10 protein-coding genes are annotated in these 16,552 nt (G+C 68.0%); 6 read left to right on the forward strand and 4 right to left on the reverse strand.

The window, feature by feature from the left end:
- The first annotated feature begins 232 nt into the window (after window positions 1-232).
- The 4 genes from N7I30_RS06990 (at window position 233) to N7I30_RS07005 (ending at window position 8,159) form a co-directional block, all read left to right on the forward strand.
- A complete protein-coding gene (locus N7I30_RS06990; RefSeq protein ID WP_498637686.1) occupies window positions 233-4,237 on the forward strand; it encodes a PAS domain S-box protein in 4,005 nt (1,334 codons plus the stop codon).
- Between the two features lie 243 nt (window positions 4,238-4,480).
- Window positions 4,481-5,524: a Fe(3+) ABC transporter substrate-binding protein gene (locus tag N7I30_RS06995; protein WP_498637688.1), complete on the forward strand. Its 1,044-nt coding sequence runs from the start codon at window positions 4,481-4,483 to the stop codon at window positions 5,522-5,524.
- Between the two features lie 142 nt (window positions 5,525-5,666).
- Window positions 5,667-7,358, forward strand: coding sequence for an ABC transporter permease (locus N7I30_RS07000; protein ID WP_498637690.1), 1,692 nt, complete (start codon window positions 5,667-5,669; stop codon window positions 7,356-7,358).
- A gap of 144 nt (window positions 7,359-7,502) precedes the next feature.
- Window positions 7,503-8,159, forward strand: a complete 657-nt coding sequence (locus tag N7I30_RS07005; protein ID WP_498637692.1) for a hypothetical protein — start codon at window positions 7,503-7,505, stop codon at window positions 8,157-8,159.
- Between the two features lie 87 nt (window positions 8,160-8,246).
- Here N7I30_RS07005 and N7I30_RS07010 read toward each other — a convergent pair whose 3' ends face one another.
- The gene (locus N7I30_RS07010; protein WP_498637694.1) at window positions 8,247-10,208 is read right to left on the reverse strand and encodes an acetoacetate--CoA ligase; all 1,962 of its coding nucleotides are present in this window, start codon (window positions 10,206-10,208) and stop codon (window positions 8,247-8,249) included.
- Window positions 10,209-10,397: 189 nt separating this feature from the next.
- On the opposite strand from N7I30_RS07010, the gene N7I30_RS07015 reads away from it, so the two are divergent.
- Both N7I30_RS07015 and N7I30_RS07020 read left to right on the forward strand, forming a co-directional pair.
- On the forward strand, window positions 10,398-12,266 hold the full coding sequence (locus N7I30_RS07015; protein WP_498637696.1) for an AsmA family protein: 1,869 nt from the start codon (window positions 10,398-10,400) through the stop codon (window positions 12,264-12,266).
- An 88-nt stretch (window positions 12,267-12,354) separates the two neighbouring features.
- The gene (locus tag N7I30_RS07020; protein WP_498637698.1) at window positions 12,355-13,551 is read left to right on the forward strand and encodes a hypothetical protein; all 1,197 of its coding nucleotides are present in this window, start codon (window positions 12,355-12,357) and stop codon (window positions 13,549-13,551) included.
- 33 nt (window positions 13,552-13,584) lie between these two features.
- On the opposite strand, the gene N7I30_RS07025 is transcribed toward N7I30_RS07020, so the two are convergent.
- The 3 genes from N7I30_RS07025 to N7I30_RS07035 are packed head-to-tail and all read right to left on the reverse strand — an operon-like array spanning window position 13,585 to window position 16,518.
- Entirely contained in the window at window positions 13,585-14,406 is an 822-nt protein-coding gene (locus N7I30_RS07025; protein WP_024349307.1) for an ABC transporter permease subunit, read from the reverse strand.
- A gap of 1 nt (window position 14,407) precedes the next feature.
- Window positions 14,408-15,370: an ABC transporter permease subunit gene (locus N7I30_RS07030; RefSeq protein ID WP_155898374.1), complete on the reverse strand. Its 963-nt coding sequence runs from the start codon at window positions 15,368-15,370 to the stop codon at window positions 14,408-14,410.
- A gap of 2 nt (window positions 15,371-15,372) precedes the next feature.
- Complete coding sequence (locus N7I30_RS07035; RefSeq protein ID WP_498637701.1) at window positions 15,373-16,518, reverse strand: ABC transporter ATP-binding protein; 1,146 nt, start codon at window positions 16,516-16,518, stop codon at window positions 15,373-15,375.
- Between the last annotated feature and the right edge of the window lie 34 nt (window positions 16,519-16,552).

Raw genomic sequence — 16,552 nt, forward strand, 5'->3', positions numbered from 1 at the left:
CAGTGCAACATTCAGCGTCCGGATATTCCGCAAACTGCCCACTCGTTAACCCTCAATCGCAACTCCTCGCCCCGCAAGCCGGAAGATTCTGGATTCGTCGGAAGCCGGCTATTATGAATCCATTCTTAAGATCGGCTCTGGAACCGTCCCTCACGACTCAACATATGAGCGTGAAGAATGTTTGGAAGCGTTGCTTATGGCGACATCAACGGTGCCAATCGCAGTGGCGATCATGGCCCATCGGACGCTGCGCGAGGCCAGTGACGCGGGCATGCCGCTTGCTGTCTTCACGTCCGACCTGACTCGTCTCCTGTGGGTGAACACCGCCGCGGCCGAGCTGCTGGGCCTGTCCGCGGCCGGGCCGCAATCCTCCGACGCCACGCCGAATTCCGCCATCATCCGCCAGATCCGCGCCTCCGGCCGCATGCTCGCCCGCACCGGCTCGGCAAAAGCGCGCGTCACCTCGCCGGCGCGGGCCGGGCTGGGCCGGCCGCTGAACGCCGAACTCGTCGCGATCACCGACGACACCTTCGGCGAGGCCGTGCTGGTGACGATCACCGATCCGTCCGCGACGACCCGAAGCGCGGAAGAGACCGCCCGCGACCTTCTGGCCGAAAGCGGCATGACCAACGCAGCGGTTGTCTCGGCCAGAGGTGACGTCGCCGCAGCCGGAGAGGATGCCGTGGACGTCGCGTTGGACGAGTCGCAGATCGCCGAATTCATCGCCTCGGCGGACGACCACCGCGCCATCGCTGCAAGCGACGGGAGCAGCACCGTCGTCGCGCGCCTTGCCGGCGACCACGTTCTGGCCTGGACGCAGAGCCCGTCCGAGGCTTCGGATTTTGACGCTTCGTCCACCGACGCCGACGAGATGATCCAGCCGGTCGCCGATGGACCGGAGGCCACCGCACCGGAGCTCGAGCTCCAGCCTCCCGAGCACGACCGCAAGATCGGTATGAGCGCGATCCTGCAGCGCTGGTACTTCCGCAACACCGGCGCAGCCGATGCGGAGCGCACGCAAGCCGCCGAACAGGCCGAACAGTCCGGGTCTCCCGGAGAAAGCGAATCCATGCCATCCGGCGACGATCGTATGGCGACGCCCGCCGAGACGCCCGGCCCCGGCCCGCAGCAGCCCTACGGCGCGCGCTCCGGCCACAGCGGGTCCATCGACCGCCCGGCGGACGCGGCCCCGTCCGAGCCCCGCCGCATGCGCTCCATCTGGGGCCCCGCGCCGACGCCGCCGACCGACGAGCGCGAAAGCGGGACGCCGACCGAGGCACAGGAAACGCCAGAGACGCTGGCGCCTGCAGCCGAGGGACCGGACGATGTGGAGTCGGAGGTTACGGAGTCGGCCCCGATGGCGACTGAGCCCCACTCCGAGGCTGTGGCCATTGATGCGCTCGACGCCGCGGCGCCGGCCATTCCCGACACAGAAGACGACGCGGCGGAGCCGGCAATGCCCGACGTCGAAGACGACACGGCCGATGAGGATGCGGCGCCAAGCCCGCCCGCCCCCCGCGGGGCCCGGCCGGTGCTGGCCTCCGATTTCCGCTCCTATCCCGACACCGGGAGCGCGGCGGACGGTTCCGGCGCCGCCTTCGAGCCGCGTTTCGACGTGGCGCCGGTGCGCTTCGTCTGGCGCATCGACAGCGAAGGCCGCTTCCGCTCGCTCTCGCCGGAATTCGCCGCCGCCGTCGGGCCGCGCTTTGCCGACGTGATCGACCGCCGTTTCGAAGAGGTCGCGGAAGACTACGGGCTCGATGCGGATGGCGACATTCGCCGGCTGCTCGCCAAGCGCGACACCTGGTCCGGGCGCACGCTGGAATGGCCGGTGGAGAATTCGACCCGGCGCGTCCCGGTCGAATTGGCCGCCCTCCCGGTCTATGCCCGCGACCGCAGCTTCGATGGTTTCCGCGGCTTCGGGATCGTGCGCCTTGCCGACGCGGTCGAGGCACCCGTCGCCGTGGCGCAGGAAGAGCGCGTCGAAGAGGCCGCGCAGGAGCGACAGGACCTGACGCTGGAGGGCGGGGCCCGGGCCCTCCTGAAGCGCATTTCGGCCGAAGAGCCGCCGGCACCCTTCGGGCGCCGCGATCCCGAGGCGCGACCGACACCGGAAACCGGCGACCGCGCCGAGAAGATCATTCGCCTCGAGGAGCGCCGCCGCTCCAAGGACAGCCATCTCAGCCAGTCCGAGGAAGCGGCGTTCCGCGCCATCGGCGAAACCCTCGGCGACGAGGATCGCATCGGCGGGCTGGAAGGCGCGATTCGCACCGCCAGCCGCCGCATCGGCGAATTCGAGGACGAGGCCCGCGACGCCGAGCCCGTCGAAGCTGCCCCGGACGCCAATGACGATATCGAGGCGATCGACGCACCCGACGCAATCCCTGCAGGCGACGATGACGCGCCGACTGCCGAGACCGGCGACGCGGCGTTGAACGCCGATCCCATCGATCTGTCCGAAGATTCCACCAGTGCGCCCGAGTCGGAGGACGCGAACGCGTCCATGCCGCTGCCCGAAGCACCGCGCGGCATCGCACCGGCCGAACAGCCGTCCCTGCCGGACGTCGCCGCGCAGGCCGACGACAACGAGCCAGCTCCGGCCGCACCCGTCGAAGCGTCGGTGCAGCCGGCCGAGGATGCGGCCGCGGAGCTGACCGTCACCGACGGCGCGGACGAACCGGCCGACCCTGTCGACGCAGACGAGGACGACACGGACGAACCCGAGCTGCCCGATCACGCCCAGCTCCTTGCCGATCTCGCCACCGTCTATGGCTGCCTGCCGCTGCCGGTCCTCGTCCAGATCCGCGAGACCCTGGTCTACGGCAATCGCGAATTCTTCGACCTGACCGGCTATGACGACATCCCCGCCCTTGCCGAGGCCGGCGGTCTTGCCCGCCTGTTCGACGGCGACGACCGGGCGGCGGGTTCGGGCGAGGTCGCGATCCGCCGGGTCACCGGCGAGACGCTGGTGGCGCGCAGCCACATGCAGCGTTCGACCATCGCCGGCCGTTCCTGCCTGGTCATGTCCTTCTTCGCCTCGCCCAGCCTCAGCGCCGCGGCGCTGCGTTCCGAGCCCGACGCTCCGCCGCAGGGCGACGCGGTCGAGACGGACGCCGGCCTGGTTGCCGAGGTGGAAGAGCTGCAGGCGGTCCTGTCGGCGGCCACCGACGGGGTCGTCCTGGTCGATCGGGAGGGCATGATCCGCTCCATGAACCGGGCGGCGCACGCCCTGTTCGGGATCGGTGCGGACGATGCGGCCGGTCGGCCGTTCGTCACGCTGCTCGCCCATGAAAGCCAGAAACCGACGCTGGAGCACATCGAGACGCTGCGCACCGCCGGCGCCACGGCGCCGCGCGACGAGGGACGCGAAGTCATCGGCCGCGTCGCCGAGGGCGGCTTCGTGCCCCTGTCGGTCAGCTTCGGCCGGCTGCCGGAAGAGCGCGGCTGGTGCGCCGTCATCCGCGACATTTCGAGAGCCAAGCGCGTCGAGCAGGAACTGATCAAGGCGCGCAGCGAGGCCGAGGCGGCCAGCCTGCAGAAGAGCCAGTTCCTGGCCAATGTCAGCCACGAACTGCGCACGCCCCTCAACGCCATCATCGGCTTTGCCGACGTCATCGCCACCGAGTGCTTCGGTCCCATCGGCAACGAGCGCTACCTGGAATATCTCGACGACATCAAGCGGTCGGGCCATCACGTGCTCGATCTGGTCAACGACCTTCTCGACATCTCCAAGATCGAGGCCGGCAAGCTCGAACTCGCCTTCGAGGCGGTGTCGCTGAACGAGGTGATCGGCGAGGTCGTGGCGCTGATGCAGCCGCAGGCCAATCGCGAGCAGGTCATCGTGCGCTCCAACCTGCCCTCCTCGGTGCCGCCGGTCGTCGCCGACCGCCGCTCGATGCGGCAGATCGCCCTCAATCTGGTCTCCAACGCGGTGCGCTTCACCCCGGCCGGCGGACAGATCATCGTCTCGACCAGCTATTCGCCGGAAGGCGACGTGGTGGTCCGCTTCCGCGACAGCGGCATCGGCATGAGCGAGGACGAGATCGAGATTGCGATGATGCCGTTCCAGCAGGTCAATCCGGGCAACCGGCGTCGCGGCGAAGGGACCGGTCTCGGCCTGCCGCTGACCAAGGCGCTGGCCGAAGCCAACCGCGCCGGCTTCGCCATGTCCTCGACGCCGGGCGAAGGCACGCTGGTGGAAATTTCGTTTCCGCCCCAGCGGGTTCTGACCGACTGACGCCGCTGCGACCGGCAGCTGGAACCGGGCCGTCGCCGACAGCCTAGTTTAGAATTCTTCTAATACATTGATTTTACTGGCCTATCGATCGGCAGGGTGTTGCGCTGGCCGGCGCCATCCGGCATAGGTGAGTGGCTGCCGCAAGATTTAGCGGCCATCGCCATTCAACGATCTCCGGATCGCCTGCCTGTCAACGTCGCGTTCGCCGGCTTTCGGCATCGCGCAGCATGGGAAGAGATTTTCATGATGCCCAGCATCTCCCGCCGCCTCGCCCTGTCGACGGCCGTTCTGGCCGCGGCCTTCGCGCCGGCTGTCGCCAGCGCCGCCGACGTCAACATCTACACCTCGCGCCAGCCCGAGCTGATCCAGCCGCTGCTCGACGCCTTCACCGAGGAGAGCGGCCTCACCACCGCGACGATCTTCATCGACAAGGGCCTGGAAGAGCGGATCGCGGCCGAGGGCGCCAATTCGCCGGCCGACGTGATCATGACCGTCGACATCGGCCGCCTCGACGCCGCCAAGCAGGCCGGCGTCGTCCAGCCGGTCGAGGACGATATCCTCGAGAAGAACATTCCGGAAGCCTATCGCGACAGCGAGAAGGAATGGTTCGGCCTGACCGCCCGCGGCCGCGTCGTCTACGCCTCCAAGGAGCGCGTCGATGCCGATGCGCTGACCTACGAGGAACTGGCCGATCCCAAGTGGAAGGGCCGGCTGTGCACCCGTTCGGGCCAGCACCAGTACAACATCGCCCTGATCGCGGCCTATATCGCCCATAACGGCGAAGAAGCAGCGCGCGAGTGGGTGACGGGCCTGCGCGACAATCTCGCCCGCAGGCCCGAGGGCGGCGACCGCGACCAGGCCAAGGCGATCTTCGCCGGCGAATGCGACGTCGCGCTGGGCAACACCTACTATGTCGGCAAGATGGCTACCAACGAGAAGGAGCCGGAGCAGAAGGAGTGGGCGGACGCCATCAAGGTGATCATGCCGACCTTCGAGAACGGCCTGACCCACGTCAACATCTCCGGCGTCGCGCTGGCCAAGAACGCGCCGAACCGGGACAATGCCGTCAAGCTGATGGAATTCCTGTCCGGCGACGAGGCGCAGAAGATCTACGCCGAGCTGAACTACGAATATCCGCTGGAGCCGGGCATCGAGGCCTCCGAACTGGTCAAGTCCTTCGGCGACCTGAAGCCCGATACGCTGCCGCTGGACGAGATCGCCAAGTTCCGCACCAGGGCCTCCGAGATGGTCGACGAGGTCGGCTACGACAACGGGCCGCAGAGCTGAGCCCATCTGACATGCTAACAGGACGGCGCCCGGGCGGGTTTTCCGCCGCGGGCGCCGCTCCGTTGTCTCCATACGGCCCGGCCGCGACGCGCCTTCATCCAGGTGCATTCGCGAGACCGGGCCTCATCGCGTCAAGCCCGCCATGTCCGCCACCGCCCCGCTCCTGAGACCCGGCATCCGGGCCCGGTTCCGCCTTCGGCGGGGGCGCGACCGTGGCTATCTGGTGGGTGCGGCAATGGTCGCGCTGACGGTGATCCTGCCGCTGATCGCGCTTCTGGTCATTGCCCTGTCGGGCACCTCGGCCAACTGGCGGCATCTGGCCGAAACCATCCTGCCGGAAGCCAGCCGCGTGACGCTGCTCCTGATGGCGGGCATCGCGATGCTTGCCGGTTCGGTCGGCGTCGTCACGGCCTGGCTGGTGGCGACCTTCCAGTTTCCCGGACGGCGGATCTTCTCCTGGGCGCTGGTGCTGCCGCTGGCGGTGCCGACCTACATCGCCGCCTATTGCTTCGTGGAATTCCTGCATTTCGCCGGCCCGATCCAGACCGCCATCCGCTCGGTCTTCGGCTTCCAGTCCTCGCGCGATTACTGGTTTCCCGAGGTTCGCTCGCTGCCGGGCGCCATCGTCATTCTCTCCTCGGTCCTCTACCCCTATGTGTTCCTGACCGTGCGCATGGTCTTCGTCATGCAGGGCCGCAAGGCCGGCGACGTCGCCCGTACACTGGGCGCCTCGCCCGCCGCGGTCTTCGGCAAGGTGCTGTTGCCCATGGCACGTCCGGCGATCGCCATCGGCGTCGCACTGGCGCTGATGGAAGCCGTCAACGACATCGGCGCGGTCGAGTTTCTGGGTGTGCGCACCCTCACCTTCGCGGTCTATTCGACCTGGCTGAACCGCGGCGATCTCGCCGGCGCGACCCAGATCGCTCTGTTCATGCTCCTGGTCATCGTCGCCCTCGTGCTGGTCGAACGCTTCGCCCGGCGCCAGCAGCGCTTCAGCATCCAGCGGGCCGACCGTCCGCAGACCGGCCGCGAGCATCTGGGCGGCTGGAAGGCGGCGCTGGCGGTGCTGGCCTGCTTCGTCCCGATTGCCGCCGGTTTCGGCGTGCCGTTGCTCGTCCTCGGCGATTTCGCGATCCACCGGCTGGACCAGCTCGCCGATCCGCAGCTGTGGCGGGCGCTACGCCATACGGTGACCATCGCCGCCGCCACCGGCGTCGTCACCGTGGCAGCCGGCTTCGCCATGGCCTACGGCATCCGCCTGACCGGCTCGAACCGCCTTGCCAGCCTCGTGCGGGTCGCCGCGCTCGGCTATGCGGTGCCCGGTACCGTGCTCGCCATCGGCATCCTTATCCCGCTCGCCGCCTTCGACAATGCCGTCGATGCGCGCATGCGCGAATGGTTCGGCATCTCCACCGGCCTGCTTCTGTCCGGATCGGGTTTCGCCATCGTCTATGCCTGCTTCGTGCGCTTCATGGCGATGGGCCACGGCGCGCTGGAAAGCGGCTTCTCCAAGCTGTCGCCGCATCTCGACATGGCGGCCCGCACATTGGGCCGCGGCCCCGGCGGCGCTTTACGACAGGTCCTGCTGCCGCTGATGCAGCCGGCGCTGCTGACCGCCTTCCTGCTGGTCTTCGTGGATGCCAGCAAGGAGCTGTCGGCGACGATCCTGCTGCGGCCCTTCGATTTCGAGACGCTGGCGACCTTCGTCTATGCCCAGACCTCGCGTGCCGCCTTCGAGGACGGCGCCATCGCGGCCCTCCTCATCGTGCTCGTGGGCATCCTGCCGGTGGTGATCCTCAACCGCTCGATCGTGCGCGAAACCGAGCGCGGATAGCCCGCCGCGCAACGCCTCCAATCTGCTTCGGCTTCCTGACGGAATTCCGTAACGGCATGATAAAAAACGATCATTCCTTACGGAACCTGCGCCCCGGCGCTCACGTTCTCTCCGCCAGTTGCCAACAATAGGAGGAAACAAGTCATGAAACGCATGTCTCTTCTGCTCGGAAGCGCCGCCCTTCTCGCCCTGCCGATCAGCGCGGCCTCGGCCGACTGTCGCGAGGAAATCGCCATGCTCGGCGGGACCGGTACGACGGCTTCCATCTCCGGCTCCGCAGGCGATATGGCCGGCTCGACCGGCGCCTCCGGCACGGCCGACGGCAAGACCACCAACTTCGAAACCGGCGCCGGCCTCAACACCGGCGATGGCGAGGTCACCAAGGACGGCAGCATGGCGCCGCTGCAGAGCGACGCGAACGCGTCTGCCACAACCGGCACCGGGACCGGCGGCGCCGCGAGCGCTGAATCCACGAGTTCTACCGCATCCGGTCAGTCCGGGGCTTCCGGCGGTGCGTCCGCCGGCGCAATCGCCAAGGACGGCTCGACCATGCCGATGGAGAGCGAGACCAGTGGTGACACCGCCATGTCCGGTCAGGACAGCGCCTCGCAGCAGGCCGGTGCCGAAACCGCGGCCAATGCCGCGGCCGGCACCGACCAGGCTGCGGGCGAGTCCTCTATGACCGCCGACGCCTCCGCAAGCGGCACGCCGCTGGAGCGGGCCGAGATGGCGCTGGCCAAGGGCGACGAGGAATCCTGCATGGCCGCGATCGAGGAAGCCAAGGCTGCCAAGGCGCAGTAATCTGGCCTCCTGAACATGACGAGGGCGCCGGCATCGCTGCCGGCGCCCTTTTTCATGGCCGTCACGGAGTTAGAACGCTGGCCCGCCTCAGGTCGTCAGCTCTTCCCGCCCCGCAAATTCCTCCAGCGCTTCGGGGTTGGCGAGCGCTTCCTTGTTCTTCACCGGCCGGCCCTCGACGACTTCGCGCACCGCGAGTTCGACGATCTTGCCGGATTTCGTGCGCGGGATGTCCTGCACCTGCAGCACCTTGGCCGGCACATGGCGGGGCGACGCCCCCTCCCGAACGACGCTCTTGATCCGCTTGATCAGATCCTCGTCGAGGGTCAGCCCCTCCGCCAGGCGCACGAACAGCACGACGCGCACGTCGTCGTCCCAGGGCTGGCCGATGCAGATCGCCTCGATCACCTCGTCCATCTGCTCGACGACATTGTAGATCTCGGCCGTGCCGATCCGCACGCCCTGGGGATTGAGCGTGGCGTCCGAGCGGCCGTGGATGATCATGCCGCCATGCTCGGTCCATTCGGCGAAATCGCCATGGCACCAGATGCCGGGGAAGCGCGCGAAATAGGCGTCGTGATAGCGCGAGCCGTCCGCATCGTTCCAGAAGCCGATCGGCATCGACGGGAAGGCCTTCGTGCAGACGAGGTCGCCCTTTTCGCCGCGCACCGGCTCGCCGTCGTCGTTCCAGACGTCGGTGGCCATCGCCAGCGCCGGTCCCTGGATCTCGCCGACATAGACCGGCAGCCAGGGCACGCCCATCACGAAGCAGGCGGCGATGTCGGTGCCGCCGGAGACCGAGGCGAGATGCAGATCGGGGCTGATGTCGGAATAGACATATTCGAAGCCTTCCGGCGACAGCGGCGAGCCGGTCGAGGACAGCACCTCGACCACCGACAGATCGTGGGTCTCGGCCGGCTTCAGGCCGAGCTTGCGCGAGGCGTCGATGAACTTGGCGCTGGTGCCGAAGAAGGTGGCCTTCTCCTCGGCCATGTAGTCGAAGATCACCTCCGGCTTCGGATGGAAGGGCGAGCCGTCGTAGAGCAGCAGCGTCGCGCCCGAGGCGAGCGCCGTGACCAGCCAGTTCCACATCATCCAGCCGCAGGTGGTGAAGTAGAAGAACCGCGCCCCCGGGCGCACGCCGCAATGCAGCTGATGCTCCTTCAGATGCTGGACCAGCAGCCCGCCCGCGCAATGGACGATGCATTTGGGCACGCCGGTCGTGCCGGAGGAAAACAGGATGTACAGCGGATGCGAGAAGGGCAGCCGCTCATAGGCGATCTCCCTTGGCGCGTAGGGCGCGATGAACGCGTCCAGCGAAACCCCGCCCGGCGTCGCACCGGCCACCTCCTCGGCCTTGCCGAGATACGGCACGATGATGGTTTTCGCAGCGCCCAGCTTGCCGGCGATGGCGGCCAGCTTGTCGGCGATCTCGATGGTCTTGCCGGCGTAGTAGTACCCGTCGCAGGCGATCAGCAGCTTGGGTTCGATCTGGCCGAAGCGGTCGAGCACGCCGCGCTCGCCGAAATCGGGCGAGCAGGACGACCAGACCGCGCCGATGGAGGTTGCGGCGAGCATCGCCGCGATGGTCTCAGGCATGTTCGGCATCATCGCCGCGATCCGGTCGCCGGCCACGATGCCCTCGGCGCGGAACGCCTGCGCAAGCCGCGACACCAGCGCCTCGAGCTCGCGCCAGCTCAGCCGGCGGCGCACCTTGTCCTCGCCGCGGAAGACCAGCGCATCGGCGTCAGGCCGGTCTCTAGCGTGCGCCAGAAGGTTCTCGGCGAAGTTCAGCCGCGCCTCGGGGAAGAACCGGTCGTCGCGCATGGTCTCACCGGCCACGAGGCTCGGCCCGGTCTTGTCGCCGACAACGCCGGTGACATCCCACAGAACGTCCCAGAAGGCCGCCCGGTCATCGACGGACCAGCGGTGCAGCGCCGTGTAGTCGGCAAAGTCCCGGCCGGTCCGCGCGCCGGCTTCCTGTGCGAAGCGCGTGAGCGGATGCTGCGCGACCCGCGCCGCGTCCGGTTTCCAAAGCAGCCGTCCAGCCATTCCCGCCTCCCAGTGATCGTGCCTTGCTGGTGCCACACCGCCTTGCCATTGGCAACGCTGGCGAAATCGCCGCCGGCGCCCGCCCGTCCACCGCCCGTATCCACATCCGAACGTTCCGTAAGGGCGCGCTCCCTCTGGTTTCGCGCGACGCCTTGGACTAGAACGGCTCGAAAATCTGAAAGGAAATCGGTGGCGCGCAATTTCTCCCTGGACCGGCTCGCGAAACGGGCTGATGCTCCCGGCGGGAGACGGCGGGGAACGAAACGACTGGCCGCTGCCGGCGTCATTCTCGTCACGCTGCTTCTGACGGCGTTTCTGACCCTCCCGCAGCTGGCGATCGACACCGATGCGGCGCGCGACGATCTCGTCGCGCGGCTCCAGACCATGACCGGCGAGACCGTCACGGTCGAGGGCGACGTCACCTTTTCACTCCTGCCACGCACCCGGCTCGTGGCACGTCATGTGCGGATCGGCACGGCCAACGCCTTTACCATCGACACCGTCGTTGCCGATCTCGATGCGGTGGATGCCCTGATCGGCACCGCCTCGATCGCGCGCGTCGTTCTGGTGCGGCCTGAGTGGCGCCCGCTTCCCGAGACCGAGCCGGCGCTCGAAACTGCCGAGCCTGTGCTTGTTCCGGCCGCCAACGGCATGGCGGCGCCGCACCAGGGCGGGCCGCTGGACGGCCCGCGACGTTTGGTGCGCACGCTGCTCGAGCGGTTCCACGATCTGGAAACGCTGGAAATCCGTTCCGGCGTGTACCGGCCGCGGGCCGGCGACAGCCGCGCCGGCATCAGCAACGCCAATCTGATCGTGGCGCAGGCCTCCTCCACGTCTGCGATCTACGTGTCCGGCTCCTTCATCTGGAACGGCCAGCCGAGCGAGCTCGATCTTCGCCTTGCCGCGCCCAAAGCGCTGCTGTCCGGGGACCCGAGCGAGGTCCGGATCGCCCTGTCGTCGCCGCCCCTCACCGCCAGCTTCGACGGCGAGGCGACCCTCGATCGCAACGCGACCATCTCCGGCGCGCTGCGCATCGATGCGCCGTCGCTCAGCCGCAGCATCGAATGGCTCGGCGAGTCGCGGCCCGACACGCCCGATATCGGCCCGGTCGCCCTCGACGGCACGCTGCTTCTGGCCGGCAGCCGCGCCAATCTGCAGGACACCCGCATCACCATTGCGGGCAGCCGCGGCCAGGGTGTGATGGAAGCCGAGTTCGGCGGCGACAAGCCACGGGTGCGGGGCACGCTGGCCTTCCAGACGCTGGATTTCGATCCCTTCACCCGATCCATCGCGCCATTGCCGCGCAACGTCCTCGACTTCAACCGTCCCATCGACCTCGCCTTTGCCGACGAGATCGACCTCGACGTGCGGCTGTCGGCGGCGCAGGCCAATTTCGCGCATGTGCCGATGTCCGAGATCGCTGCGGTGGTCGCCCTCGACGACGGAATCGCCAAGCTCGACATCGGCGACGCGCAGGTCTTCGGCGGTCGCGGCCAGGCCAGCCTGACCTTCCACTCCACCTCCGAACGCCCGACGGCGACGGGCAGCCTGACCCTCAGCGGGATCGACACCGACGCGTTTCTCGGCGCCCTCGACGTCACCACGCTCGGAGTCGGCGGCCGGTCGAATCTCTCCGTCAGCATGAAAACGCCGGTCAGCGACTGGGAGACGATCATCCGCCATGTCCGCCTGGAGGGTCAGATCAGCGCCCGTGGCGGCGCCATAAGGGGCCTCGATCCACAGGTCTTCGCAACCCCCGAAGCGCGGCCGCTGCTTGCCGGCACGGCGGGGGCGACGGTGCCCTTCGATACCATGGAACTGGGTCTGTCGGCCGCGGGCCCGCGACTGCGGATCGACGATCTCGCGATCGCCAACGGCGCCGGCCTTCTGACCGCCGTCGGCAGCGTCGCCCTCCATGACGAGGAGATCAGTCTGCGCGGCACCTACAATGCGGATGCGCAGCAGACCGCCTCGGCCGAGCGCGAATTCACCACATCGAAACCGGTTGCGTTCATCCTGCAGGGGCAATGGCCCAACCCGAGCGTCACGACGCGGTAGAGCCCTCCCCGGTCGGCCGACAAGGCGTATGAGGCACCGGTGGCGGCGATCCGCGGGTCCGCGCTCGGCCAGCAACGGACGCTCCGACATGCTTCGCGCACCGCTCACCCTCGTTTCTGCAACCCGCTGCTGGCGGCCGCTCCTGCCCCTCGCCGCCGCCCTGATGCTGTCCGCGACCGCCCATGCCGCGCCCGCCGCGGATGCCGGGACAGGCGACCGGCCGGACTGTGCGACTCGCTATCATTCGGCCCTGCAGACCATCCGCTCCGGCGCCTTCGCGGCGATCAAGCCGGCCCGGGCCATCGCCTTCAAGGGCGACGATTCGCTTCCCGATGGCCAGATCTTCCGCGCCTCCGCCAGGCGTGGCTCGGCCGAGGCGAAGGCACTGGCGGAAGCCGCCGGCATTGCCCGCAACCGCGGCCGCGCCAGCTGGGTGGGCAGCGCCAACGACCGCTGGATCGCCGATCGCATCGTCACCGATCTCGGCGAATATGTGAGCCAGGGCCCCTCGCCTTATCTGTGCAGCGGCGTGGCCACCTATCTCGAGACGCTGAAGAGCTACATGGACCGCATCGCGACCAGCCCGGCAAAGGCCGCCGGTCACCGTGCCGTCCAGACCGCGGCCTCGCAGGACAGCATCCGGGCCGCATTGGTCGCCATGGGCCCGGTGCCGACGCCCCGCTTCGCGCCGCCGCTGCGCGGCCATCCGCTGGTCTTCGACCTGCGGCAGTCCAAGGGCCTCGAACGGTCCGCGCAGACCGTCGCCTTCGGCCCGCATTTCGACCCGGCGCTGCCGCCGCTGGCGATGGCCGAGACCGCGGGTCCGGCCCTTGAGACCGATGCCGACCGGCTGGCCGTCCTCGACATGCTGGTCGACACTGCCCGGACCAACGGCTTCCTGGCCGCACCTTCAGCCCTCGCCAAGACGGCCGAAGACCCGGTTGCGGGCGCCCGGCCGAAGGCCGATCCGGCGACCACGGGCGCCATCGGCGGCGAGCGCGCGAAACGCCCGGTTCTGGCTCGTCTGGAAACGCTGCAGCCGCTGGTCGTCGGCCGCTCGGCCGAGATCGGCGACGCGCTGGTGCGCAGCGCCCTGACCGAAGCCTTCGCCGATATCGAGGCGCTCGACCATCTCGCCCACCGTCCGCGCGGCGGCTACGACCCGATGCTCGCCGCCATCGCCGCCACCATGGACGCGATCACCACGGCGCATGGCGAAGCCTGCGACTGCACCGGCGCCAACATGGCCGCCGCCACTGCCGGCACGGCGTCGGCGAACCGCTGAGCCTGTCGAATTGTCGCCCGGACGGCCGGCAGGTCAGCCGGCGGTCGCCGCCAGATGGGCGTCGCGGGCCTTCTGCACCTCGCGGCGCTTGTTGAGGATCGCCGCGATGATGACGCCGACCGAGACCACGGCGATCAGGAGCGTGCAGACGGCGTTGATCTTCGGCGTCACGCCCAGACGAACCTGGCTGTAGATCTTCATCGGCAGGGTCGTCGCGCCCGGCCCCGAGGTGAAGCTGGCGATGACCAGGTCGTCCAGCGATAGGGTGAAGGCGAGCATCCAGCCGGCGGCGACGGCAGGCCAGATCACCGGCATGGTGATCAGGAAGAAGGTCTTCCAGGGCGGGCAGCCGAGATCCTGCGCGGCTTCCTCGAGGCTGCGGTCGAAGCTGATCAGCCGCGACTGCACGACCACCGCGACGAAGCACATCGAGAAGGTGATGTGGGCGATCGTCACGGTCCAGAAGCCGCGGTCGAAATCCATCGCCACGAACAGAAGCAGCAGCGACAGGCCGGTGATCACCTCCGGCATGACCAGCGGCGCATAGACCATGCCGGCAAAGAGCAGCCGGCCGCGGAAATCGAAGAAGCGCACCAGCGTCGTCGCCGCCAGCGTGCCGAGGATCGTCGCGACGCTGGCCGACAGCAGCGCCACGCGCAGCGTCACCCAGGCCGCGTCGAGCAGCGCCTGATCGTTCCACAATTCGCGGTACCAGACGGTCGAGAAACCGGCCCAGACCGTGACCAGCCGCGAGGCGTTGAAGGAGTAGATCACCAGGAGAAGGATCGGCAGGTACAGGAAGGCGAAGCCGAACACGACCGAGACGATGTTGAAGGGCGACCAGTTCCGCGTCACGTCAGCCGTTCCCCGTTGTCTTGGCCTGTGCCCGCTGGAACCAGACGATCGGCAGCACCAGCACGATCAGCAGAAGGATCGCCACCGCCGAGGAGACCGGCCAGTCGCGATTGGAGAAGAACTCGTTCCACAGGGTCCGGCCGATCATCAGCGTGCGCGAGCCGCCGAGGAGATCGGGAATCACGAACTCGCCCACCGCCGGGATGAACACCAGCATGATCCCGGCCAGGACGCCCGGCCGCGACAGCGGGAAAGTGATCGTCCAGAACGCCTTCACCGGCGGACAGCCCAGATCGTTGGCCGCCTCGATCAGGCGGTAGTCCATCCGCTCCAGCGACGCGTAGATCGGCAGCACCATGAAGGGCAGGTAGGAATAGACGATGCCGATATAGACGGCGATATTGGTGTTCATGATGACCAGCGGATCGGAGATCACGCCGAGCCACATCAGGAACTGGTTCAGGAGCCCGTCGGTCTTCAGGATGCCGATCCAGGCATAGACGCGGATCAGGAAGCTCGTCCAGAACGGCAGGATGGTCAAAAGGATCAGCACCGGCCGCAGGCCGCCCGGCGCCCGCGCGATGCCGTAGGCCAGCGGGTAACCGATCAGCAGCGTGATCGCCGTGGCGATCCCGGCGATCTGCAGGCTGGACAGATAGGAATTGATGTAGAGCGGGTCCGACGTCAGCCAGACATAATTGTCGATCGTGAACTGCTGGAGATTGTCCCAGAAGGTCGACAAATTCTCCAGCGAGAAGGACGGCACATAGGGCGGCTGCGCCAGCGCGATCTGCGACAGCGAAATCTTGAAGACGATCAGGAACGGCGCCAGGAAGAACACCAGCAGCCAGACGAAGGGAACGCCGACGACGAGGCTGCGATAGAGCCGCGCGCCGCGGCTGCGCAGCTTGTCCCGTGCAGGTTCCGGTGGCGCGTCGGCCGGGATCAGGGGTTCTACCGCCATGACTAGCCGGCCAGGACGATGCCGGAATCCGGCGCGAAGGTCAGCCAGACCGCCTCGTCGTAGCCGATCTGCTCGGACGCCCCGCGGACCGAGTTGAGCGTCGCGGCGCGCACGATGTCGCCGCTCTCCAGCCGGACGTTGAACAGGGTCATGTCGCCGAGATAGGCGATGTCCCAGATTTCGCCGTGGAGCGCGTTGATCGACACGTCCGCCGGCTTCTGCCGGGACAGCCGCATCTTCTCGGGGCGAATGGCGAAGAACGCCTCGCTCCCGGTGGCAAGATCGCCGGCGGTCTCCGCCTCGATGGTCACGCCGCTGGTGGTGGCGATCCGGGTGGTGCCGCCGGTGCTGCTCTCGATCGTGCCGGCGAGGATGTTCACCGAGCCGATGAAGTCCGCCACATAGCGGGTGGCCGGTGCCTCGTAGATGATCTCGGGGGTGGCGACCTGGACGATGCGCCCCTGGTCCATGACGGAAATCCGGTCGGCCATGGTCATGGCCTCTTCCTGGTCGTGGGTCACGATCAGGAAGGTCAGGCCCATCTCCTGCTGCAGATCCATCAGCTCGAACTGGGTCTCCTCGCGCAGCTTCTTGTCGAGGGCGCCCAGCGGCTCGTCGAGGAGCAGCACCTTCGGTCGCTTGGCCAGCGAGCGGGCGAGCGCCACGCGCTGCTGCTGGCCGCCGGACAATTGCTGCGGCTTGCGCGCGGCGAAGCCGTCGAGCTTGACCAGCTTCAGCATCTCGGCGACCCGGTCCTCGCGCTCCGACTTCGCCATGCCGTCCTGCTTCAGGCCGAAGGCGATATTGCCAGCGACGTCCATATGGGGAAACAGCGCGTAGCTCTGGAACATCATGTTGACCGGCCGGCGATGCGGTGGAATGCCGATCAGGCTCTGGCCGTCGAGGCGCACGTCGCCCTGGCTCGGCTCCTCGAAGCCGCCGAGCATGCGCAGAAGGGTGGACTTGCCGCAGCCGGACGGTCCCAGCAGCGCGTGGAACTCGCGCCGGTAGATGCCGAGCGACAGGTCGTCGACGGCCTTGAACTCGCCGAAGCGCTTGGTGACGCGATCGAACTCGATAACCGGCGACTGCGTCGCGTCGGCCCAGGGCGCGAAGCTGCGACGGATGTTGCCGAGGGATTTCTGCACCGTCGCCACCTCGTCCGTGAATCGACCCGTTGCA

Source organism: Aurantimonas litoralis (assembly GCF_026153195.1).
Classification (GTDB): Bacteria; Pseudomonadota; Alphaproteobacteria; order Rhizobiales; family Rhizobiaceae; genus Aurantimonas; species Aurantimonas coralicida.

Excerpts from the sequence above, each read along its gene's own strand:
- N7I30_RS06990 (WP_498637686.1), top strand. The coding sequence starts at position 233 with ATGGCCCATCGGACGCTGCGCGAGGCCAGTGACGCGGGCATGCCGCTT.
- N7I30_RS06995 (WP_498637688.1), top strand. The coding sequence starts at position 4,481 with ATGATGCCCAGCATCTCCCGCCGCCTCGCCCTGTCGACGGCCGTTCTG.
- N7I30_RS07000 (WP_498637690.1), top strand. The coding sequence starts at position 5,667 with ATGTCCGCCACCGCCCCGCTCCTGAGACCCGGCATCCGGGCCCGGTTC.
- N7I30_RS07005 (WP_498637692.1), top strand. The coding sequence starts at position 7,503 with ATGAAACGCATGTCTCTTCTGCTCGGAAGCGCCGCCCTTCTCGCCCTG.
- N7I30_RS07010 (WP_498637694.1), bottom strand. The coding sequence starts at position 10,208 with ATGGCTGGACGGCTGCTTTGGAAACCGGACGCGGCGCGGGTCGCGCAG.
- N7I30_RS07020 (WP_498637698.1), top strand. The coding sequence starts at position 12,355 with ATGCTTCGCGCACCGCTCACCCTCGTTTCTGCAACCCGCTGCTGGCGG.
- N7I30_RS07030 (WP_155898374.1), bottom strand. The coding sequence starts at position 15,370 with ATGGCGGTAGAACCCCTGATCCCGGCCGACGCGCCACCGGAACCTGCA.